This is a genomic window from Vibrio sp. B1REV9 (assembly GCF_905175395.2).
GTDB classification, from domain to species: Bacteria; Pseudomonadota; Gammaproteobacteria; order Enterobacterales; family Vibrionaceae; genus Vibrio; species Vibrio alfacsensis.
This window is the reverse complement of record NZ_HG992746.1, coordinates 323,949-344,222: the sequence shown is the minus strand read 5'-3', so window position 1 is coordinate 344,222 and position 20,274 is coordinate 323,949. Positions and strand designations below refer to the sequence as shown.

Annotated in this window: 20 protein-coding genes; 2 read left to right on the top strand and 18 right to left on the bottom strand. The window is 45.0% G+C overall.

Annotation, left to right across the window (positions count from 1 at the left end; translation table 11 throughout):
• Positions 1-9: 9 nt before the first annotated feature.
• Complete coding sequence (locus tag KHN78_RS15735; protein ID WP_211917042.1) at positions 10-759, bottom strand: electron transfer flavoprotein subunit beta/FixA family protein; 750 nt, start codon at positions 757-759, stop codon at positions 10-12.
• Positions 760-1,080: 321 nt separating this feature from the next.
• On the opposite strand from KHN78_RS15735, the gene KHN78_RS15730 reads away from it, so the two are divergent.
• Complete coding sequence (locus tag KHN78_RS15730; RefSeq protein WP_211917040.1) at positions 1,081-2,742, top strand: electron transfer flavoprotein-ubiquinone oxidoreductase; 1,662 nt, start codon at positions 1,081-1,083, stop codon at positions 2,740-2,742.
• A 23-nt stretch (positions 2,743-2,765) separates the two neighbouring features.
• Here KHN78_RS15730 and KHN78_RS15725 read toward each other — a convergent pair whose 3' ends face one another.
• Positions 2,766-3,413 (bottom strand): glutathione S-transferase family protein, encoded by a 648-nt coding sequence (locus tag KHN78_RS15725; RefSeq protein WP_211917038.1) that lies wholly within the window; start codon positions 3,411-3,413, stop codon positions 2,766-2,768.
• A gap of 118 nt (positions 3,414-3,531) precedes the next feature.
• Between KHN78_RS15725 and KHN78_RS15720 the strand changes: the two genes are divergently transcribed.
• Complete coding sequence (locus KHN78_RS15720) at positions 3,532-4,383, top strand: LysR family transcriptional regulator (RefSeq protein WP_211917036.1); 852 nt, start codon at positions 3,532-3,534, stop codon at positions 4,381-4,383.
• Positions 4,384-4,512: 129 nt separating this feature from the next.
• Here the strand turns inward: KHN78_RS15720 and KHN78_RS15715 are convergent, their stop codons facing one another.
• The 16 genes from KHN78_RS15715 to KHN78_RS15640 form a co-directional block, all read right to left on the bottom strand.
• Entirely contained in the window at positions 4,513-5,106 is a 594-nt protein-coding gene (locus KHN78_RS15715) for a DUF1501 domain-containing protein (protein ID WP_211917034.1), read from the bottom strand.
• Positions 5,091-5,846: a DUF1501 domain-containing protein gene (locus KHN78_RS15710; RefSeq protein WP_211917032.1), complete on the bottom strand. Its 756-nt coding sequence runs from the start codon at positions 5,844-5,846 to the stop codon at positions 5,091-5,093. Before KHN78_RS15710 ends, KHN78_RS15715 begins: the two co-directional genes overlap by 16 nt.
• A gap of 4 nt (positions 5,847-5,850) precedes the next feature.
• Positions 5,851-7,575 (bottom strand): DUF1800 family protein, encoded by a 1,725-nt coding sequence (locus KHN78_RS15705; RefSeq protein ID WP_211917030.1) that lies wholly within the window; start codon positions 7,573-7,575, stop codon positions 5,851-5,853.
• A gap of 207 nt (positions 7,576-7,782) precedes the next feature.
• On the bottom strand, positions 7,783-8,451 hold the full coding sequence (gene artM / locus KHN78_RS15700) for an arginine ABC transporter permease ArtM (RefSeq protein ID WP_211917028.1): 669 nt from the start codon (positions 8,449-8,451) through the stop codon (positions 7,783-7,785).
• Positions 8,448-9,137: an arginine ABC transporter permease ArtQ gene (artQ, locus tag KHN78_RS15695; protein ID WP_211917026.1), complete on the bottom strand. Its 690-nt coding sequence runs from the start codon at positions 9,135-9,137 to the stop codon at positions 8,448-8,450. Before artQ ends, artM begins: the two co-directional genes overlap by 4 nt.
• Before the next feature lies 1 nt (position 9,138).
• Positions 9,139-9,882 carry an arginine ABC transporter substrate-binding protein gene (locus tag KHN78_RS15690; RefSeq protein WP_211917024.1) on the bottom strand — a complete coding sequence of 248 codons (744 nt, stop codon included), beginning with the start codon at positions 9,880-9,882 and terminating at the stop codon, positions 9,139-9,141.
• Between the two features lie 91 nt (positions 9,883-9,973).
• Positions 9,974-10,702, bottom strand: a complete 729-nt coding sequence (artP, locus tag KHN78_RS15685) for an arginine ABC transporter ATP-binding protein ArtP (protein ID WP_317984254.1) — start codon at positions 10,700-10,702, stop codon at positions 9,974-9,976.
• A gap of 292 nt (positions 10,703-10,994) precedes the next feature.
• Complete coding sequence (locus KHN78_RS15680) at positions 10,995-11,387, bottom strand: nuclear transport factor 2 family protein (RefSeq protein ID WP_211917020.1); 393 nt, start codon at positions 11,385-11,387, stop codon at positions 10,995-10,997.
• A gap of 75 nt (positions 11,388-11,462) precedes the next feature.
• Positions 11,463-12,425 carry an alpha/beta hydrolase gene (locus KHN78_RS15675; protein WP_211917018.1) on the bottom strand — a complete coding sequence of 321 codons (963 nt, stop codon included), beginning with the start codon at positions 12,423-12,425 and terminating at the stop codon, positions 11,463-11,465.
• Positions 12,426-12,654: 229 nt separating this feature from the next.
• The gene (locus tag KHN78_RS15670) at positions 12,655-13,749 is read right to left on the bottom strand and encodes an NADH:flavin oxidoreductase (protein ID WP_211917016.1); all 1,095 of its coding nucleotides are present in this window, start codon (positions 13,747-13,749) and stop codon (positions 12,655-12,657) included.
• Between the two features lie 195 nt (positions 13,750-13,944).
• The gene (locus KHN78_RS15665; RefSeq protein WP_211917014.1) at positions 13,945-14,703 is read right to left on the bottom strand and encodes an SDR family oxidoreductase; all 759 of its coding nucleotides are present in this window, start codon (positions 14,701-14,703) and stop codon (positions 13,945-13,947) included.
• 8 nt (positions 14,704-14,711) lie between these two features.
• Entirely contained in the window at positions 14,712-15,614 is a 903-nt protein-coding gene (gene mmsB / locus KHN78_RS15660; protein ID WP_211917011.1) for a 3-hydroxyisobutyrate dehydrogenase, read from the bottom strand.
• A 10-nt stretch (positions 15,615-15,624) separates the two neighbouring features.
• Positions 15,625-16,749, bottom strand: a complete 1,125-nt coding sequence (locus tag KHN78_RS15655; RefSeq protein ID WP_211917009.1) for an enoyl-CoA hydratase/isomerase family protein — start codon at positions 16,747-16,749, stop codon at positions 15,625-15,627.
• Positions 16,750-16,757: 8 nt separating this feature from the next.
• Positions 16,758-17,546: an enoyl-CoA hydratase gene (locus KHN78_RS15650; protein WP_211917007.1), complete on the bottom strand. Its 789-nt coding sequence runs from the start codon at positions 17,544-17,546 to the stop codon at positions 16,758-16,760.
• A gap of 30 nt (positions 17,547-17,576) precedes the next feature.
• On the bottom strand, positions 17,577-18,731 hold the full coding sequence (locus KHN78_RS15645; protein WP_211917005.1) for an acyl-CoA dehydrogenase family protein: 1,155 nt from the start codon (positions 18,729-18,731) through the stop codon (positions 17,577-17,579).
• Between the two features lie 40 nt (positions 18,732-18,771).
• Positions 18,772-20,265, bottom strand: coding sequence for a CoA-acylating methylmalonate-semialdehyde dehydrogenase (locus KHN78_RS15640; RefSeq protein WP_211917003.1), 1,494 nt, complete (start codon positions 20,263-20,265; stop codon positions 18,772-18,774).
• Positions 20,266-20,274 lie beyond the last annotated feature (9 nt).

The window sequence follows — 20,274 nt, the reverse complement described above, 5'->3', positions numbered from 1 at the left end:
GTCGTCCCCTTATATCACTTTCGCTTCGTTCTTAAGTTTATCCACCAGCTCATTGACATTTGCGACCATTTCTCCGGCTTTACGCTCAGGCGGTGGCATCACTTCTAATACTTGTTGGCGATTTTCTAACTTCACATCAAAATGATCGGGAGTGACAACTAACAGCGTTTTTTTCTTGGCTTTCATGATGTTTGGAAGTGAAGCATAGCGTGGAACATTTAACCGTAAGTCGGTACTGACAATCGCCGGAAGATCGAGTTTTAAAGTCTCAAGGCCACCGTCAATTTCTCGAGTGACAAGTACTGTGTCTCCTTCAACGCGGATTTCTGACGCAAATGTTCCTTGCGGACGCTGTGTTAGCGCCGCCAGCATTTGGGCGACTTGGTTGTTGTCCGTATCAATAGACTGTTTACCTAGCAGCACCAGCTTTACTTGCTCTTGTTCCATCACTGCTTTAAGCAACTTCGCGACGGCAAGCGGTTCAGGAACATGTTCTACATCAATATGAATCGCACGATCAGCACCTAAAGCTAACGCCGACCGTAGCTGCTCCTGACAACTTGATTCCCCTATTGAAACGGCAATTACCTCATCAGCGACGCCCGCTTCTTTGAGCCGAACCGATTCTTCCACCGCGATTTCACAAAACGGATTCATCGCCATTTTAACGTTATTCGTTTCTACGCCAGAACCGTCCGATTTCACCCGAACTTTCACGTAGGGATCAATGACACGTTTAATCGCAACCAGTACTTTCATGTTCCCTCCAAAGTGTTCACCAAAACGAATCCATTCGTTAGATATTAATGGTTTTCGATATTAATGGTTTTCGATAATTAGCCAATGGCACTCATAGATGTGACATTGTCACTAGCAAACTGCAAACAGCATCAATATCAATAGATAGCATCAAAAAATAGTGCCAGAAAACGCAAAACGGCTTTCTACCATTGAGCTTAGTTTAGTTTACGTTTACGTCAACTGGACTATAGTTATCTATACAGGTCGTGCACATGAGAATGAACGTTTTATCTAAAGGTATAAGTAAAGGTAAAGCGCTGAACCTATAGGAAGCAGAACATGGAAAGAGAATGCATGGAGTTTGACGTGGTCATCATTGGAGCGGGTCCCGCCGGCCTTAGTGCTGCGTGTCGATTAGCGCAATTAAGTCAAGAGCGAGAGCAAGGCCCTCTCTCCATCTGTGTCATCGAAAAAGGCTCTGAGGTGGGTGCACATATTTTGTCTGGTGCGATATTTGAAACACGTGCGCTCGATGAACTCTTTCCTGATTGGCAAAACATGAATGCGCCACTTTCTGCCTCTGTACAACAAGATGCGTTGTTATACTTAACCACTGACCTTAACCACATTCAAGTACCGCATTTTCTGATACCCAACCCAATGCGCAATGATGACAATAACTATGTCATTAGCTTAGGGAATCTGTGTCGCTGGTTAGCTAAACAAGCAGAATCTCTTGGCGTTGAGGTTTACCCTGGGTTTGCGGCATCAAGCATTAACTATGATTCTTACGGCTCAGTTACGGGTGTTAATACCTGTGATATGGGATTAGACAAACAAAGTGCGAAAAAAACGAATTACGAATCGGGTATCGAGCTCAAAGCCAGGTATACCGTTTTTGCAGAGGGCTGTAGAGGACACCTAGGGAAAGAACTTATCCACCAATTCAGTTTGGATCATGATAAACAACCACAACATTATGCCCTGGGCTTGAAAGAAATTTGGGAATTACCACAAGATGCTGAAAATCAGACCGGCAATGTCATTCACTCGACCGGATGGCCATTAAATCAATCCGATACGACGGGGGGCGGCTTTCTTTATCACATGGAAAACAATCAGGTTGCCGTAGGTTTGATCATTGATCTAAATTACAGCAATCCCTATCTCAGCCCTTTTGACGAGTTTCAACGCTTTAAACATCACCCGGCCATTGCAAAACACTTAACTGGCGCGCAGCGGATCGCCTACGGAGCAAGAGCCATTGCCAAAGGAGGACTCGCTTCACTACCAAAACAGCAATTCTCAGGAGGCCTGCTCATTGGCTGTGATGCCGGCACACTGAATGTCGCTAAAATTAAAGGCAGCCATACCGCGATGAAATCAGGTTTATTAGCGGCCGAGGCGATTGTCGAAGCAATGACTCTAGAAAGATCGGAGCCCGATTATCACAGCCATTTTAAAGGCTCATGGCTTTATGAAGAACTCTGTGAAACGCGCAATTTTGGGGCAAATATTCATAAATTTGGTAGTTTACTTGGCGGAGCACTTTCAACGTTCGAACACAACGTATGGTTACCGCTGGCTAAAAAGCCATTGCCATGGACAATCAAAGACTCATCTGTGGATCATGAACAATTAAAGCCAGCTCGCGAGTGTTCACCTATCGCCTATCTAAAACCAGACGGCATTCTTAGCTTTGACAAGCCCTCTTCTGTTTTTCTATCAGGCACCCAACATGAGGAAAACCAACCTTGTCACCTCCACCTAGAATACCCACATATACCCATTGACATACATCTCGAAAAATTTGATGAGCCTAGTCAACGTTACTGTCCCGCAGGGGTATATGAGGTAATAAAGACCGATGGAAAGCTCACATTCCAAATCAATGCAGCAAATTGCTTACACTGCAAGACCTGTGATATTAAAGATCCATCTCAAAATATCAGTTGGCGAACCCCGGAGGGTGGTGATGGCCCAAATTATCAGAATATGTAGTGTTTGAGTAAAAAGGGGATCTCCTACACTTCATCTCCAGCTTCATCTTCTTCAACAATATCGGTCTCTTTACTAGCGTCTTCTAACCACTGTTGAAGTGATGCGCTTGCTAGCACCTTTTTTTGATAGGCCGCTGCACCGCCGGATAATTCAATCCCATAGGTTTTAAAGCACAGAGCAACGGGCGCATACATGGCGTCGGCAATTGACCATTCACCGAACAACCATGCTTGTGGGAATTGTTCTGCCTGTTCTGACCAAATCGCATCAATGCGTGCGATATCCTTTCGTGCACCATCACTAAGTTCCACCTTTCGGAGAGCGCGAATGTTCATGGGTAGCTCATTTCTTAAGTCAAAGAATCCCGAATGCATTTCTGCTGCGATTGCTCGTGCTTTGGCTTTTTCCACAGTGCTACTTGGCCAAGCTTTACCCTGCAGATATTGTTCGTTGATGTACTCTAAAATTGCCAATGAATCCCACACAGTTACGTCATCATCCACCAAGGTAGGGACTTTCGCCGTTGGTGTAATGCCTTCCAAGGCCTTGTAAAAATCTTCCGTGAATAATTTGAGTTTGTTGACTTCCACATCCAATTTGAATTGAGAAAAGATCAGCCATGCGCGCAGTGACCAGCTTGAGTAGTTTTGATTAGCAATAAACAGTTTCATGACGCCTCCATGCGGTTCGTGTTTTGATTACCCATTCACAATATCTGATTGTATTTAAGGGGACTAACGGATAGTTTTGATGGAACACTTCAACAAAAACGATGGATGAGTTTTAGATATGGATATCGATGCGCTGCGCAGTTTTCTTGCGTTTGTGGAAACAGGAAGTTTTACAAGAGCCGCGAAGCAGATCAATCGCACCCAATCAGCGTTCAGTGCACAAATGCGTAAGTTAGAAGACGAACTCAGCGTCAGCCTGTTTGAAAAAGAAGGTCGCAACCTAGTATTGAGTGAAGCAGGATTAGCACTACGCTCTCACGCCGAGCAATTGGTCAGCTTGCACAATCAAGCGCTGAAACAAGTGAAACGTTATGAAAACAAGCGCCCTCTTCGCTTAGGTTGCCCCGAAGATTACAACGACAATATCCTGCCTCAAGTCATTCGTGTACTGCAGCAAGCCCAACCAACTTGTTCGATACAAATATTTAGTGAACCAAGCATTCGGTTAAGAGCACTACTTGATAGCGGGAAACTGGACGCGGCGATTGTCACTCGAGCCCCTGATAGCAAAGAGGGTTATTGGCTCGCAAGCGATAAAGGAGTGTGGATCGCCCATCCAGATTTTAAAATCGATAAGACTCAACCTCTGCCCCTTGCCTTGTTTCAAACCGATTGCAAATACCACGCTGCAGCCATTGATGGTTTAACCAAACAAGGCACGGCTTATCAGTTGCTCGCTTGTTGCAACACCGCTTCTGCGCAACGCGCAATTGTGCGTTCAAAACTCGCTATTGGTGCGATGGGTAAAGTCAGTGTGACCGACGATCTTAAGATCCTCGATAACATGCCTCCCTTACCAAGTGTTGATATTGTGCTGTTAACAGGTATAGATCCACATCCCATTCTAGATAGAGATTGCTTAGCAAAGCTGGTTGAACTCATGCCAAATACAGCGTTAATAAACCAATAGCACCCTCTCTACCTGTGTCTCTCTGTACTTACCAATATAAAAAAGCACCTAAGAATAAACGTCCTTTGGTGCTTTATTACAAACTTAAATTTCTAACTCCAATGGGCTTTAAGAGTCAGATCCAGCAAGTTAAGCGGTTTTAGTGACAGATAACGGAGCAAACTTATCATAATTTGGGAACACATAACGAAGCGCAGATTCGCTTGTCATACCAAACCATTTAGCCAGACTGATATTGACTTGATCTGCTGCTGTTGTCGGTAGTAAACGTCCACGTTGATAGACATCTTTACCATCAATTTTGTATTCTGGGAATGTACCGATGAACTTACCGCCATCGATCGCCCCACCCATTAAAATCTGGTGCCCGCCCCAACCATGATCGGTTCCGGTACCATTTGAGTGCAAACAACGCCCAAAGTCGGACATGGTTACCGTAATCACATCATCATGTAGGCCAAGTACTTTCAAATGTTCATTAAATGCAGCCATTGCGTCACTCAACTCAAGATACTTTTCATCCAGTACTTCTTCTTGATTCGCATGCGTATCAAACCCACCTAAGCGTAAGAAGAAAACCTGTTTCCCATGACCAAGATCCGCACTTTTCCGGAGTAAACGAGAGGTAATTCGGAACTGAGTACCCAGTGCCGTTTCTGGGTAGAGCGAGACATCTTCCGCATCATCAATGCTGTTGATTGTGTCGATCAAACTGCTCGCCACGTGGATCGAATCCTTTCCTGTGTTAAGCAGCGTATTGTCAAAGGATCATCCGTTACTGTGTCAAAGTATTCATCCATTGATGCTTGCATCGTTGGACTGGCATTGAGCTTAGCAATATTCTCGCCACGAATGATGTTTTGGTTATGCTCTTTTGCTCGCAGCAAATGCGCATCACCGGAATGACTAAACAGCGGACTAATCGTGGTTCCTGATTTCGCCCCCATTACGTCCATCATTCGGCCTGCCCAACCCGTCGTCAAACTGTGTCCAACGGCACCTTTTGCCCACTCGCTTCGCTGTGAGTTATGTGAAAAGAGAAATGGTGGAAGACGAAATCCTTCCGTTTCTGCTTGCTCCTTAGTCACAGGCTCACGCAAAATACCACTGTTTACAACAACGGTTGCTTCCAAGTGATTAAATACTTGTGCAAGTGCCGTCATTTTAGGGTGTAAGCCTAGTGTTACCTGGCGGCCTTCACGATCCAAACCTGTTGTCGGAATCGTAAGTAAAGCATCTTGCGCCAACGCAATTTCAGGGCGGATTGATTGATACTCTTGATAGTTCGCTGTTGAGGTAGGAACCACCATCTGAGCCGCATCATTACCGCCATCGAGCAAAACATACACCAAGGCTTTAAACTGACTATTGTTGCTTGCAAAACTCAGTGGTGACGCAAGCAGTGTCGGCATTGCAATTGAACCCATTGCTGCGCCTTTTAAGAAATTACGACGTGAAACCATGATGTTATCTCTGAATCAAAAATTCTGGACTTGCTGTGACGAGAAGCAAACTAACCATTACTTTATTATTTGGGTGTCTTTCAACTGCGGCTGCATTAGCAATTGAGGCATACAGTTCCGCACTCATTTTACCTGCTAAAAACCGTTGGTTAATCAAATCAGGCAACGCGTCCACATCGTCTGACTGTGCTGCGGCTTGATACTCACTCACATTGATGTAAACCGCGTTGTCACATCGATTTTCTTGCATTGAACGAACGATATAAGTACGAATGGTATTTTGATATCCGATGAATCCAGCCCACGGTAAAATTTCAAATTCCGGAGCATAAAGCTGGCTGTCCATTAAGGGACCGCTTGGCATAAAGTCAGGAGAATAGAAGTTGAACACCGAGTTTGCCGAATGCAAACCTTGATTGACGTTGTTAATGATGCTGTACGCATCTTGTTCATAATTACCCTGAGTTTTCGCACCCAGTATGCGCAGCACTTCTGCTACCGCCAAAATCGGCTCTTTCATTTTGGCAACAGGGTAAGATTCCGGCTCAGACACACCATTTCGTACTTCTGGGTTAAGAGCTTCTGGGTCAAGAAGAATGGCGGCAAATACGCTCTTTAGATCCCCACGAACACCATTGCCGTTATCAGTAAAAACTGCCGCAACACGTTCAACATATTCAGGTGATGGGTTTGACGTAACCATGCGTTGAATCAGTTGACGCGATACAAATGGCGCAGTATTAGAATGCGCAAACAAAATATCGAGCACGGATTGGATGTCTTCTAGTGGCGTTTGCCCAGCTGCAATCACGTTGTTTATAACGCGCTTTTCACCCTCATCATGATACGTTCCACGTTTATCTTCTAGTGGAATCATTGGCTTAATGTAGCCCTCTCCATGTAGCGCAGAACCATCAGGATTCGTCATTTTGTCTGAATACGTCCAACCACTGAATGCTCGAGCCACTTCCTGTACGTCATCTTGAGTGTAAGAGCTGATTGGGTTGCCATCTTTATCCGTCTTGGCTGTACCATCTGGGTTCAGTTCATATAAACCAATCGTAAACAGTTGCATCACTTCACGAGCATAGTTCTCGTCTGGGTACGTCCCTCTTTTAGGATCGTGCTTCTTACTGTTTGCCATGCTCAGAAACGCGCCCATCGATGGGCTAAGTGTCACTTCTTCCAGTAAATCTCGATAGTTGCCAAATGCATGCTTTTGCAAAATATCGTAGAACGCAACAAGTGACTGCGGATTCCTACCATTTATAGGGTTATCTTTTTGGCTGACCACGAGAATTTGGCTCAATGCAAATGCTGCACGGTGGCGCAGTTGATCATTACCGTAAAGCAGAGCATCCCACCAGATTCCCTCACGAATATCGTGTGTACCATAGTGAACATGCTTACAGCCATCAACTGGCACTCTATTTCCAATTGTATCTTTCGCGGCCTCAAACTTCTGTAGATGAAGTCTAACCGGTGATTCAAATTGGTTATCTAGCCATTTGACGTAACCAATACGGTTGATCTCGTCAATTTGAGCCGGAGTCAAACCAGAAGCAGCTCGAGTCGAAAAGCTCACCAATTGCTGTTCGTTTAAAGAAACGGGTGCACCTTTAGGAAGCCAATTCGGAACTTGATTTAAAGAGGACTGATTGCTGTTGCCTTCGTTACACCCTGTCAGTGCGGCAGAAATGAGCAATGCAATGATAACTTTGTTTGTCATCAGAAGTGAATCTATCGAAAAAAAGGTGGGCCATTATAGAGTTGTACTAGCGCTTATCAATTCAGAAAGCCCTTACAATTGACTGCTAAATGGCTTAAAGAAGCAATTTCTTGAACCTTATTCCAAAATAAAAAATGCCCCAGCTTGAGAGTCAGTAAGCAGAGGCATAGTAAATTGAGTTTTGTGTTTTGTGTTTTGAGTTAGAGATTATACGACTTCAAACGCCAACGCTTTCTTCTCTACCTGACGGAATATCAAAGTAAGCAGGCCATTCACCGTTAAATAGAACGCTCCGGCAATACCGAATACCGTCAACGTATCATAGGTTTGTGCGTTGATGCGTTGTGCATAACCCATCAAATCCATAATCGTGATAGTGCTTGCTAGTGACGTCCCTTTGAAGACCAAAATCACTTCATTCGAGTAAGCAGGAACGGCACGACAAATGGCGTATGGCAGCAATACCTTGAGCGTGGCAACCTTGTCCATTCCAAGTGCTCGGCACGCATGCCACTGACCCGATGGGATCGCATTGAACGCCCCTTTAAACAATTGCGTACTGTATGCAGCCGTATTAAGCGCCAAAGCTAACATGGCACAAAACCAAGGCTGGCTTAGCCACGTCCAAAAAACGCTTTCTCTTACTGCATCAAACTGACCAGGGCCGTAGTACACCAAAAAGATCTGCACCAACAAAGGCGTGCCCGTGAACAAGGTGATGATACCACGGCTTACCCAATGTAAACCCGGTGTGCGTAGAATCAGAGTCAGCGTCATCATCAAAGCGAGGATACAGCCCACTACTAAAGAAGCAGCGGTCAATTGGAGGCTAGTGCCTAAGCCATCCAGCATTTGCCAAACGTGTTGTTCGTTCATGCGGTTGCCTCCTGTCCCATGCTCATTCCTTGGATGGAGAACTTCTTATCAATCAGCTTCACGGCACGTTGCGTGATGATCGTAATCATTAAATAAATCGCTGCAGCTGTCGCGTACCAAGTGAACGCTTCGTGAGTCGCTGCTGACGTGAGCTGCGCTTGTTTCAATAAATCCGTTACGCCAATCAGTGATACAAGCGCGGTATCTTTCAGCAGAACCAACCATTGGTTAGTTAAGCCTGGTAGTGCGTGTCTTACTGCTTGTGGCAAAACAATGCGAACAAAAGCGTGAGATTGACTGATACCAAGAGCACTTGCCGCTTCTCTCTGCCCTCTCCCAACGGCTTTCAACGCACCACGTAAGGTTTGAGAAGCGTAAGAAGCAAAGATCAACGACAACGCCACAACACCAGACAAGAACGGGCTAACCTCTATAAAGTCTCCGGTGATTAAAAACAGAACCTGCGTCGAACCAAAATAGATGAACAACACGACTAGGATTTCTGGCAAGCCACGTACAATCGTCACAAACGCCGTCATTGGCCATTTTACGAATACGCGACGAGACATTTCACCGCTGGCGAAAACCACTGCCAGAATCAAACCGACTAAAAGGCTTGTAAATGCTAGCTGGACAGTCATCCAGCTAGCTTGCACAAGTGATAGAGAGTAACCCGTTAGTGCCATATTACTTACCGAAGTACTTGTTGTAGATTACGTCGTATTCGCCGTTCGCTTTCACTGTTTTCAACGCAGTGTTTAGCTTATTCACTAGCTCGTCGTTACCTTTGTTTACTGCAATACCGAAACCATTACCGAAGTATTTAGGGTTGGTTACGTGCTCACCAACATACGCTAGGTTGTCTTCTTTCTTGAACCATTCTGCGACAACGGCTGTGTCACCGAATACAGAATCAATACGCCCATTCTTCATATCGATGAACGCATCTTGGTAGCTCGAGTATGGCACTGGCGTTACACCCGGCATTTGATCAATCAAGTAACTTTGGTGAGTCGAGCCGTTTTGCACACCCACGCGCTTGCCCTCTAATGCTTTTTGATCGACCACTTTATCTTGGATAGAAACAAATGCCGCTGAGTTGTCATAATAAGCATTTGAGAAGTTGACTTGCTCAAGACGTGCTTCAGTAATATCCATTGCAGATATAGCTGCATCGTAGCGTTTGAATTTTAATGCAGGAATTAAGCTATCAAATGCTTGGTTGTGAAAACTACATTTCGCATTCATTTCTTTACATAGTGCGTTTGCCAGATCCACATCAAATCCTTGGATTTGGTTGTTTTCATCCATGTATTCAAATGGTGCGTATGTCGCTTCCATCGCGAATTTAATCTCTTCTTGTGCAGCTGCGTTTGCTGCCATGGTTGCAGAAGAAAGGCCGATTAATGAAGCTAGTAAAATCTTTTTCATTGCAATACTCCGTGTGTACATCTTGGGCTGACACTCGCAATGACAGCCGAGCTTATCTGTATAAATTGACTGAACTGAGTTTTATTTATTTTTAGTGGTTTAGATAATCCGCAAACTGAGTCGTTTGTGGATGGGTAAATGCGTCATGTGTGCCGTGTTCCACAATATGTCCTTTTTCAAGGTAGAGGACATGACTGGCAATCTTCTTAGCAAAATCGACTTCGTGAGTGACCACAACTTGTGTAATGCCAGTTTCGCTTAAATCTTTAATTATTTTAACGACTTGATTGGTAATCTCAGGATCAAGTGCTGCGGTTGGCTCATCAAACAACAACACCTCTGGCTTCATCATCAATGCGCGTGCGATGGCAACACGTTGCTGTTGACCACCAGAAAGCTGCATTGGCCATGCATCTGCCTTATCTGCCAAATGTAACGTTGCTAGAATTTGCATCGCCTGCTTTTTGGCTTCGTCTTTGCCCATACCCGAGACTTTTACTGGCGCCTCAATAAGGTTCTCAATCACGGTCATGTGCGGCCATAAATTGTACTGTTGAAATACCATGCCGACTTTACGACGAAGTACTAACCCTTGCTTTTCTTTAATTTCTTTCGAAAAGTCGAACTCATCACTCGCGATGTTTAAACAGCCGCTATCGGCGTTCTCTAATAGGTTTAGAACACGAAGAAGAGAGCTCTTCCCTGCACCACTAGGGCCGAGTAACACAAGCGTTTCACCACTTTCACAATTAAAACTAACATCGTGAAGAACTTGTGTGTTTCCGTAGGATTTATTGATGCTTTTAACTTGAATACTCATGCTGACATACTGCATTAATTGTCACTTTGAGCTTATACTAGCAAGAAAGAAATTTTATGCAATAAAAATGTATAAAAATTTAATTTGTTAATTTATTGTATGAAAAACGATCAGTCGCACAGAGTTTATGACTGGTGTGATGAGTGCTTAAGGGACATCATTATTACAAGGTTGGTTGCGTTACGAGTATGAGGGTATAAATGGAAAAAATAGAAGAAGAGGCGATTGCCTCTTCCTTCAAACATGGGCTCATATGTTCCAAACACTCAGAACGTGCGTGAATTAGTGCCAATCAATACATCGTATTACCGTTTAGCGTCTCTTTCGGGATTTCTTGAAGTGCATCCCAGTGCTCGACAATTTTGCCATTGAGATCGAAACGGAAGAAATCCATCGTGACGTATTCCACATTATCAGGCCACGTTTGATGGGTGTGCAATGCCACTAAGTTGCCCTCAGCCACAGCCCGAACAAACGTGATATCTTTCTCGGGATACTCTTCTGGCATTCGCTCAAAGTAATCAATGAATGGCTCAGTGCCGTTACCCACCAGCGGATTGTGTTGGATGTACTCATCGCCAACAAACAGCTCAACGGCTTTACGGGGGTTACCTCGATAAGCCATCTCATAAAATGAGATAGCGTTACGTTTGTTCTCTTCCGTGTCTATTTGCATCGTGTTCATTGAACTCTCCTATATCGGTCCCTGCTAAGGCAGCCCGAGTCAAATACATCAACTCAGGCTAAAATAACGAGACGGTTATTTTAGAACGGTACTTCTGTCCTTAGGTGTTACTCGGCCGGTTTTAATTGCACTCGCCATGTGCTTAATGATTGGACTTACTTCACCTTTGCCGTTTTCCAAAAAGTATGTGTGCCCCTTGATGTCAAACTGATTATTGAAATCATCACAGTCTACTTCATACACTTTACTTGGTAACTTAGACAGATCTTCCGGCCCTGTCATGCCCAATCGACGGGATAAGGTTTTATTCTTAATATTAGCAATCTTGGATGCAGGCATTGCAAAATCATCGTTCGCGAAATAAACCAGTATGTTTCGCCCCGAATCAACAATAAATCGCCCGTCTTCGTTTTTTTCTAGAACTTCATTTTCCACATCAGCCGCAATCATAAACACGTTACGAAAAAGCTGTGGCATATTCCCTGCCGCATACTTTCTCGCCCATTCTTGCAACGCGTTTTTCATCACTCGATTGCCCATCGAATGTGCTAATACATTCATGCGCTTATAACATGGCTCCTTTTGCTGCAATTCATCTCTGCGCCATGTATCAAACTTACCCAATAAGCGAGCAAAGGCAGGACCACTAAAATCGGCGGCTTCTTGATCGTCCCAATAGTCATCAATGATGGCAACAGCATGGTCATCATCACACGGCCAAATTAAAGGAATGACTTGTACAAGAGAGGGAGATTCATCATCCATGAGCTGTTGCAGTTTTTCCGCATTCTCAAATATGTCCCCCTCCATGTTGTTATTAAAACCATGGATATAAAACAGCAGCTGAGTTTCATCCGGTAAGGCCTTTAACCTGGCAAAAAAGTGTTCACTCATGATTTCAACGTAGTCATCTTGCCCATTTCGCTCACAGAAATAGAGATTTTGGGAAACAGAGACATTATTAGAATCAAAACTGATATGTCGCCCGCGTTTCGAACGTGCTGACTGCTTGGGTGTGCGGTTAGTGATAAATAACATGGTGATTCCTCATTTCCTTATGAAATCTAAACCTAGAGCTTAGAGCTTAGAGCTTAGAGCCTATCCTAGTTGGTCTACGCTGTGTGTATTGTCTCAATTTTATGACTATACCCAAGTAACCTCGAGGGTAATGAGTATATTGAATATAAAAAAACCTCCGCAACGATAAGTCGACGGAGGTTCAATTTTATACTGACACTTGAATCAAACATTCATAGTAACGGCATTACTACTTTCTGCGTTTATAGACCACACAGAAGTTGCCTCGTTTCGTTCGGCATTTAGAACAACGCTCGCAGTCCACTTCTGCTCGATTGCCCTCTTTCCAGCGTGAGATAAGTTGTGGTTCTGCTAATAATGGACGAGACAATGCAAAAAACTGAATGTTGGTCTTTTCTGCTAGGTCTTCAATCGCGCCAAAATCGTTTAAGCCACCAACCGTAATCACTGGCACATTCACATCTTGGCTGATTACTTGGCCATATTCGTGGAAGTAACCTTCTTCTTGTAGCGTGTAGCCATCAAACGACTCACCAACCATCGTACTTGCGTTGCCGTGAATGTTACCCGATACAATGATCGCATCCACGCCTACTTCTTCTAGCTTCTTACATACAATACGCGTTTCATCGAACGTTAAGCCGCCCTCGAAGAATTCAGTCGCGGTAAGTTTCACTAAAATTGGGAAGTCATCCCCCACCAACTTACGGGTTTCCGAATAAATCTCCATTAAGAAACGCATACGATTTTCTAAGCTACCGCCGTATTCATCATCTCTACGGTTGTAATATGGGCTCAAGAATTGGTTGATCAGGTAAGTATGCGCAGCATGGATCTCAACACCATCAAAGCCAGATTCTTGTGCGCGCTTGCTTGCTAATGCGAACGCCTTAACGATGTAATCAATCTCATCTTGGCTCATCGCCTTGCCTTCCGTTTTTGTACCTCGTTCAGGTACATTACTTGGAGCAAAGATCACGCGCTCACCGACGTTGTAAGTCGTTTTTGTGCCGCCATAAGCAATTTGCATGACGATTTTAGAATCATGTTGGTGAACAAGATCGGTCAGCTTTTTGTATTCATCAATAAATGAATCATTGTAGATCCCCATCATACCGGCATTAGGCTTTTCTTCTTCAACGATATTGGCGTAACCGGTTACGATTAGACCTACATCACCTTTGGCAAGCTCTTCGTAGACATCATATAGCTTCTCTGTCATATGACCGTCTTCTGTTGCCATATTTTCCCACGTCGCGCTGCGCACGAAGCGATTTTTTAATGTCATATTGCCAATGCGGGCTTGTGAAAACAAAATGCTCAAATCGAGTCCTCATATACTGTTTTTTGTTTTAGCGGCACAACGAAAAAGGAACAGTCACACACCACCTTGATATAAGGTGTATGTGTGACTGTTCCTTTTCTGAATTCGCGTTACGTCCAATAAGCTTCGCGCAACATAGCGCTGAAAAGAGTGCGTTTCCTTAATCTGGATTAAGCTTTCGTGCGTTTGTTATTTTTACATCCGAATTCCGCCATCGATTTCCAGTACCCTCCCAGTAAAATAGTCATTTTCAAGAATGTATCTGACTGAATGGGCAATCTCACTGGCGTCACCCATTCGTCCTAATGGGATCATTTGATGTAAGCGTTCAATGGCTTCCGGTTTCATTTGATCTGCCATGGCGGTTTTAACAACGCCAGGTGCAATGGCTGCCGCGCGAATACCATATCGAGCCAGTTCCCGAGCCCAGGTCGTTGCCATCGTCGCAACCGCGGCTTTTGATGCTGAATAGTTGGTTTGTCCAATATTTCCGGCTCTTGCAACACTGGAAATATTAATAATCACACCTTGGCTAGCACTTTCTATCATTTTGACCGCTGCTTCTCGCCCGCATAGAAACGTACCAGTGACGTTTACGTTCATCACTAAGTTAAATTGCTCTAGAGACATCTTAGTGATCACACCCTCTTTTGACTTAACCAATAATCCGTCACGCAATACTCCCGCATTGTTAATTAAGCCATTTAATTGACCAAAATCTTGGAGTATTTCGTCAAAGGTGCTTTCGACGTCGGATTCATTTGTCACATCTAAACGATAAATAAGCGCTTTCGCACTGAGCATTCGGCACTGTTCTTGTGTTTTAAGCAACCCTGTTTCATTTACATCCAACAGAGCAAGATCAGCCCCCGCTTGAGCAAGCCGAATAGCCATCATTTGTCCAAGCCCCTGACCAGCTCCTGTAATCGCAATAACACTCTCTTTAAGCTCCATGCGAACTCCTAACGTTGATGTTTATAGAACTCAAACAAGCTAGAGAAATCGAGCTCTTCATTACCGTTTGCGTTATGAAATGCATACAAATTACGAGCAAGTGCTCCCATTGGTGTAGAAGAATGCGTTTGCAGTGCCGCATCCAAACCAAGGCCAAGATCTTTTAGCATCAATTTGCTCATAAAACCCGGTTGATACTGATTACTTGCCGGTGAGGAATCCATGACGCCCGGGCAAGGATTGTAGAGCTCCAAGGCCCAGTTTCGACCTGAACTTTGCAACATGATGTTTGAAAGCACTTTAGGATCAAGACCGTGATCAATTCCTAGATTTAACGCCTCACACGTCCCAGACATTAGAATGCCTAACATAAGGTTATTGCAGATTTTTGCCATTTGACCATCACCGGCTCTGCCCGCATGAAACACATTTTTACCCATGTAACGCAAGATAGCGTTCGCTTTAGAGAACGCTTGATCCGTTCCTCCTACGATAAAAGTCAAAGTGGCGGCTTTAGCACCAGCTACGCCTCCCGACACCGGAGAATCAACGAACATCAAGCCTCGATTATTGGCTTCATTTGCGACTAACCGTGCCGATTCTGGATCAATCGTAGAACAATCAATGAGCAAGGTATTTTCAGCCACAAGGTGAATCAACCCCACGCTGCCATGTAAATCCCCTAAATATACGACACGGACATGCTCGCCTGCGGGTAACATAGTAATGACGATATTGGCACCATCTACCGCTTCCTCCAATGAGCTCGCAACTTGGGCACCAAAGGTTTGAAGTTGTTTTGCCGCTTCAATATCAAGATCGAACACTTGCACATTAAACCCCGATGCAAGTAAGTTTTGTGCCATCGGACTGCCCATGTTCCCTAAGCCAATAAATGCTATGGTACTCATGTTGTTCTCCTTATTTTCCTAACTGAGCGAGTGGGTGTGCGTCTTCGCTCCAAAGTGAGGTAAACAAATCATCAATTATCTTTTCGTCAACACTGCTAACGCTATCAAACTGCCATTTTGGCGCATTGTCTTTGTCAATCAGGCGAGACCGAACCCCCTCTTTAAATTCACCGAGCAACGCACTTTTTACCGATAAGGTCAGCTCTAGGCGAAAACAATCCTCTAGCGAAAGGTTATGGTACTGCTTTACTTGGCGATAACAGATATGGGCCGTAATGGGACTGCCAGTAATAAAGGTGTGCTTAGCGTTATCTAACCACTGACTATGCCCCTCTATCGCCATGATGCGTTGTGCAATTTGATTGATGTCCTGCCCTTTGCACGCCGCTTTAATTTGGTCAAGGTATGGAACAATTTGTGTGGTAGGCTTGCTATCAATAACCTGCTCTTCAAGTAGTTGCAGTAACGCACTGACAATGGACTGAGCATTCGCAGATTGCCAATCAATTTGTTTGAGTTCTTCCAGTAACGTTGGGTACTGCTGTTCAAGCAGCAGCCACTCGGCCAAACCAATAGTGACAGCGTCACTCGAATTCACCATTGCGCCTGTTAAACCGAGAAACAAACCCACTTCAGGATCAATTTCACTGAGAAACCAAGTGCCACCAACATCAGGGTATAAGCCGATATTTATTTCTGGCATGGCAAGGCGTGATGTCGGGGTGACGACTCGATGACTGGTACCCATAAAGAGTCCCATCCCACCGCCCATCACAATACCCTCACCCCAGCCGATAATCGGTTTCTTGTAGGTGTGGATGAGATAATCACATTCATATTCGAGTGAAAAATAGTCGGTACAAAACGTCGCGGTTTCTTCTTTGCTCTTGTCATGCATAACGTGATACATGGTGCGTACATCCCCGCCGGCGCAAAAGGCTTTTTCTCCGGCTCCGCTTAGAACCACGCAAACCAAATGGGGATCATCTTGCCATTTCAGTAACTGGTCGTTAAGTTGTACAAGCATGTCAAATGTAAGCGCATTGAGTGATGAGGTATTGTCCAATGTCGCAATGCCAATGCGATGAATACCATCCAAACATTGCAACTCACTTATGGTAACCATCCCTGCCATGAGGCCTCCTATTGATTTTTCCAATTCGGTTTGCGTTTTTCTAAGAACGCCTGAACGCCTTCCGTTTGATCTTCGGTATCAAACAAATTAAGGAAAAGCTCGCGCTCTTTAATCAGCCCATGTTTAAGTGGCGCCGAGCGCATATTTTGAATCAGTGTTTTACATGCGGAAACGGAAGATGGCGATTGGTTCGCTACCGACTCCGCAAGTTCAATGGCTTTACTTAATGCATCACCAGTTGCGACAACCTCTTCCACTAGGCCGAGTTCCAAAGCTTTCGCTGCACCAACTTGTTCCCCACATAAAATCATGCGTTTTGCCCATCCCTCACCAACCAAAGCCGTAAGATTCTGAGTTCCACCAGCACAGGGGAGCAACCCTACTTTTGCTTCCGGTAAAGCTAGAGTGGCCTGCGCTTCTGCGACTCGAATATCACACGCCAATGCGACCTCTAACCCTCCTCCCATCGCATAGCCATTGATAGCGGCAATCGATACGCCACGAAATGCCGAGAGCGTTTCAAAGGCCTCTCCAAACACTCGCGCCATTTCTAGTGCAACCGCTTTATCACCGCTAGCAAAGAGTTTGAGATCCGCTCCAGCAGAAAAAAATTTGTCGCCGCTTCCGGTTAAAACAAGCGCGTATACTTCTTTATCCTCGTTAAGCATGAGCACCAACTCTTTTAGTGCATTTAAGCTCTCTGCTGTCCACGTATTAGCAGGTGGATTATTCATCGTCACTACCGCAACATGATTTTGAATTGAGTGCTGAATCGCTTGCTGATCTGTCAATGACATAGTTCTAAATCCTTTTCATCCAAGTGGGAATTAAAGTAACGCCGATTCTTGAGCAAGTAATCGCCGAGCGATAATGACACGCATAATTTCATTCGTGCCCTCTAAAATTTGGTGTACTCGAACATCTCGGAAATAGCGCTCCATTGGGTATTCTTTGATATAACCGTAACCACCATAGAGTTGCAGCGCTTGGTCACATACCTGAAAGCCCACATCCGTCGCGAAACGTTTTGCCATCGCACAATACGTACTGGCATCTGGATCCTCACGATCGAGCTTACTCGCGGCATAACGCACCAACTGACGAGCAGCAATCAGCTCTGTCGCCATATCTGCAAGTTTGAATTGCAACGCTTGGAATTGAGCAAGAGGTTGACCGAACTGTTTTCGCTCTTGAATATATTGAGTCGCTTGATTCAAGGCTTGCTGAGCCGTGCCAATAGAGCAAGTCGCAATATTAATCCGGCCACCATCGAGCCCTTTCATTGCAAAGGTAAACCCTTGCCCTTCTGTACCCAGTAAACATGCTTCAGGAATCGAAACATTATCGAATGTCACTGCTCGTGTCGGTTGGCTATTCCATCCCATTTTCGGCTCTTTTCTGCCATAACTGATCCCATCCAAGTCGGCGGGCACTACAAACGCAGACACACCTTTTGCGCCGGATTGCCCCGTTCTTGCCATCACGACCAACACGTCTGTATCTCCCGCACCAGAGATAAAGGCTTTGCCTCCATTCAACACGTAATGGTCGCCTCGTATTGTGGCCGATGTGGTGAGAGAAGCCGCATCCGAGCCTGCATTTGGCTCAGTCAAACAGTATGAACCAAGGTATTCACCCGTCATTAGTTTTGAGCAAAACTGATTTTTCACCGTATCCGTTGCGAAAGTGGCAATCATCCAAGTCACCATATTGTGAATGGTCATGAATGCTGTCGTGGATGTACACCCCATTGCAAGTTGCTCAAACACAATAGAAGCATCTAAGCGACTTAAACCGAGGCCCCCTTGTTCTTCTGGCGTGTAAAGGCTCAGGAAACCCAGCTCCCCCGCTTCACGTAAGATCGCCTTAGGGAAAATCTGATCTTCATCCCACTTAGCCGCCATAGGGGATAAACGTTCGAGCGCAAATTGCTGAGCCGTGTCTGCAAACATGCGCTGCTCTTCATTAAGTTCGAAATCCATTCGCCCTCCTAAAGATTTACTGGCTGCTAGTTGCGAACTGCTAGCGTAAATTGATAGTGAGATTCGGGCCGGTTGGAATGTCGTCATCAAACCATCGAGCCGTCACGGTTTTTGTCTCGGTATAAAAACGCACCGCTTGTTTTCCATAGGCGTGGAGGTCACCATAAAAACTGCCTCGCCACCCCGTAAACGAGAAAAATGGCAAGGGCACCGGAATTGGAACATTGATCCCCACTTGTCCTACAAGGATCTCATGCTGATACTTTCTTGCCGCAGCACCATTCGCCGTAAAGATGGAAGTGCCATTGCCATAAGGATTTCGATTAACAAGATCAATGGCTTCTTGCAACGTCTCTACCTCAATACACACAAGCACCGGACCGAAAATTTCTTGCGTGTAGATCGACATATCCGTCGTCACTCCACTAAATAGGGTCGGACCAACCCAGTTACCATCGGGAAAGCCCTCGACTTGACATTGGCTGCCGTCAAGTTCACATACGGCACCCTGTTTTTTTCCCTCTTCAATCAAACTCAATACACGTTGCTTGGCTTGTGCACTAATGAGCGGGCCATAAGCCGCAGTGTCATCATCCCACGCACCAGGGTGCACTTTCGCCATTTCTCGCTTTAAATCTGCGATCCACGCTTTTGAACTGCCTACAAACACTGCAACAGAAATGGCCATGCAACGCTGTCCCGCAGCCCCTACAGATGACCCTACAAGATTATTCACTACTTGCTCTTTATTCGCGTCTGGCATCACAACCATATGGTTTTTTGCTCCAGCAAACGCTTGAACTCGTTTAAAGTGTTGTGTAGCTGTTGTGTAGATATATTGCGCGACAGGCACAGAACCAACGAAAGAGACCGTCTGAATATCTTGATGTTTTAGTAAAAAATCGACCTGCTCTTTACGACCGTGGACAATTTGAAGAATGCCTTTTGGCGCGCCCGCTTGCTCAAATAATTCTGCCAGTCGAATTGACGTTAATGGCACTTGTTCTGATGGTTTAAGAACAAAGGCATTGCCACCTGCAATCGCAATTGGAAACATCCAAAGTGGAATCATCGCGGGGAAGTTAAATGGTGTGATCCCGCAGCATACACCTAGGGGTTGAATCAACGAGTAACTGTCGATGTCTGTTGCGACATTTTCTACGGTTTCTCCCATCAAATTACCAGCGATATTTGCAGCTTGCTCTACGACTTCGATTCCCCGCCAAACATCGCCTTTTGCGTCAGCAAATATTTTTCCTGTCTCATGGGACAACAGATTGGCAAGTTCATCATGATGTTCTTTAAGCAAGTGCTGATAGCGAAGCATTAATCTTGCTCGTTCAGACACCGCGACATTTTTCCAATCATTAAATGCCGTTTTCGCACTCTCAATGGCAGCATGCATCTCCGCATTCGTTGAGCACGGTACGTATGCAATGACCTCATTCGAGGCTGGATTGGTGACTTCTAACCACTCCGAGCTGAGCGATTCAACAAATTCACCATCAATAAATGAGGGAACCAAACGAGTCATAATCAAGTC

Bases quoted from the DNA above. Each gene is read 5' to 3' on its own strand.
- artM (WP_211917028.1), bottom strand. From the start codon at position 8,451: ATGAACGAACAACACGTTTGGCAAATGCTGGATGGCTTAGGCACTAGC.
- KHN78_RS15705 (WP_211917030.1), bottom strand. From the start codon at position 7,575: ATGACAAACAAAGTTATCATTGCATTGCTCATTTCTGCCGCACTGACA.
- KHN78_RS15690 (WP_211917024.1), bottom strand. From the start codon at position 9,882: ATGAAAAAGATTTTACTAGCTTCATTAATCGGCCTTTCTTCTGCAACC.
- KHN78_RS15720 (WP_211917036.1), top strand. From the start codon at position 3,532: ATGGATATCGATGCGCTGCGCAGTTTTCTTGCGTTTGTGGAAACAGGA.
- KHN78_RS15680 (WP_211917020.1), bottom strand. From the start codon at position 11,387: ATGAACACGATGCAAATAGACACGGAAGAGAACAAACGTAACGCTATC.
- KHN78_RS15710 (WP_211917032.1), bottom strand. From the start codon at position 5,846: ATGGTTTCACGTCGTAATTTCTTAAAAGGCGCAGCAATGGGTTCAATT.
- KHN78_RS15665 (WP_211917014.1), bottom strand. From the start codon at position 14,703: ATGGAGCTTAAAGAGAGTGTTATTGCGATTACAGGAGCTGGTCAGGGG.
- KHN78_RS15645 (WP_211917005.1), bottom strand. From the start codon at position 18,731: ATGGATTTCGAACTTAATGAAGAGCAGCGCATGTTTGCAGACACGGCT.
- KHN78_RS15655 (WP_211917009.1), bottom strand. From the start codon at position 16,749: ATGGCAGGGATGGTTACCATAAGTGAGTTGCAATGTTTGGATGGTATT.
- KHN78_RS15640 (WP_211917003.1), bottom strand. From the start codon at position 20,265: ATGACTCGTTTGGTTCCCTCATTTATTGATGGTGAATTTGTTGAATCG.
- KHN78_RS15650 (WP_211917007.1), bottom strand. From the start codon at position 17,546: ATGTCATTGACAGATCAGCAAGCGATTCAGCACTCAATTCAAAATCAT.
- artQ (WP_211917026.1), bottom strand. From the start codon at position 9,137: ATGGCACTAACGGGTTACTCTCTATCACTTGTGCAAGCTAGCTGGATG.
- artP (WP_317984254.1), bottom strand. From the start codon at position 10,702: ATGAGTATTCAAGTTAAAAGCATCAATAAATCCTACGGAAACACACAA.
- KHN78_RS15735 (WP_211917042.1), bottom strand. From the start codon at position 759: ATGAAAGTACTGGTTGCGATTAAACGTGTCATTGATCCCTACGTGAAA.
- KHN78_RS15725 (WP_211917038.1), bottom strand. From the start codon at position 3,413: ATGAAACTGTTTATTGCTAATCAAAACTACTCAAGCTGGTCACTGCGC.
- mmsB (WP_211917011.1), bottom strand. From the start codon at position 15,614: ATGAGTACCATAGCATTTATTGGCTTAGGGAACATGGGCAGTCCGATG.
- KHN78_RS15675 (WP_211917018.1), bottom strand. From the start codon at position 12,425: ATGTTATTTATCACTAACCGCACACCCAAGCAGTCAGCACGTTCGAAA.
- KHN78_RS15730 (WP_211917040.1), top strand. From the start codon at position 1,081: ATGGAAAGAGAATGCATGGAGTTTGACGTGGTCATCATTGGAGCGGGT.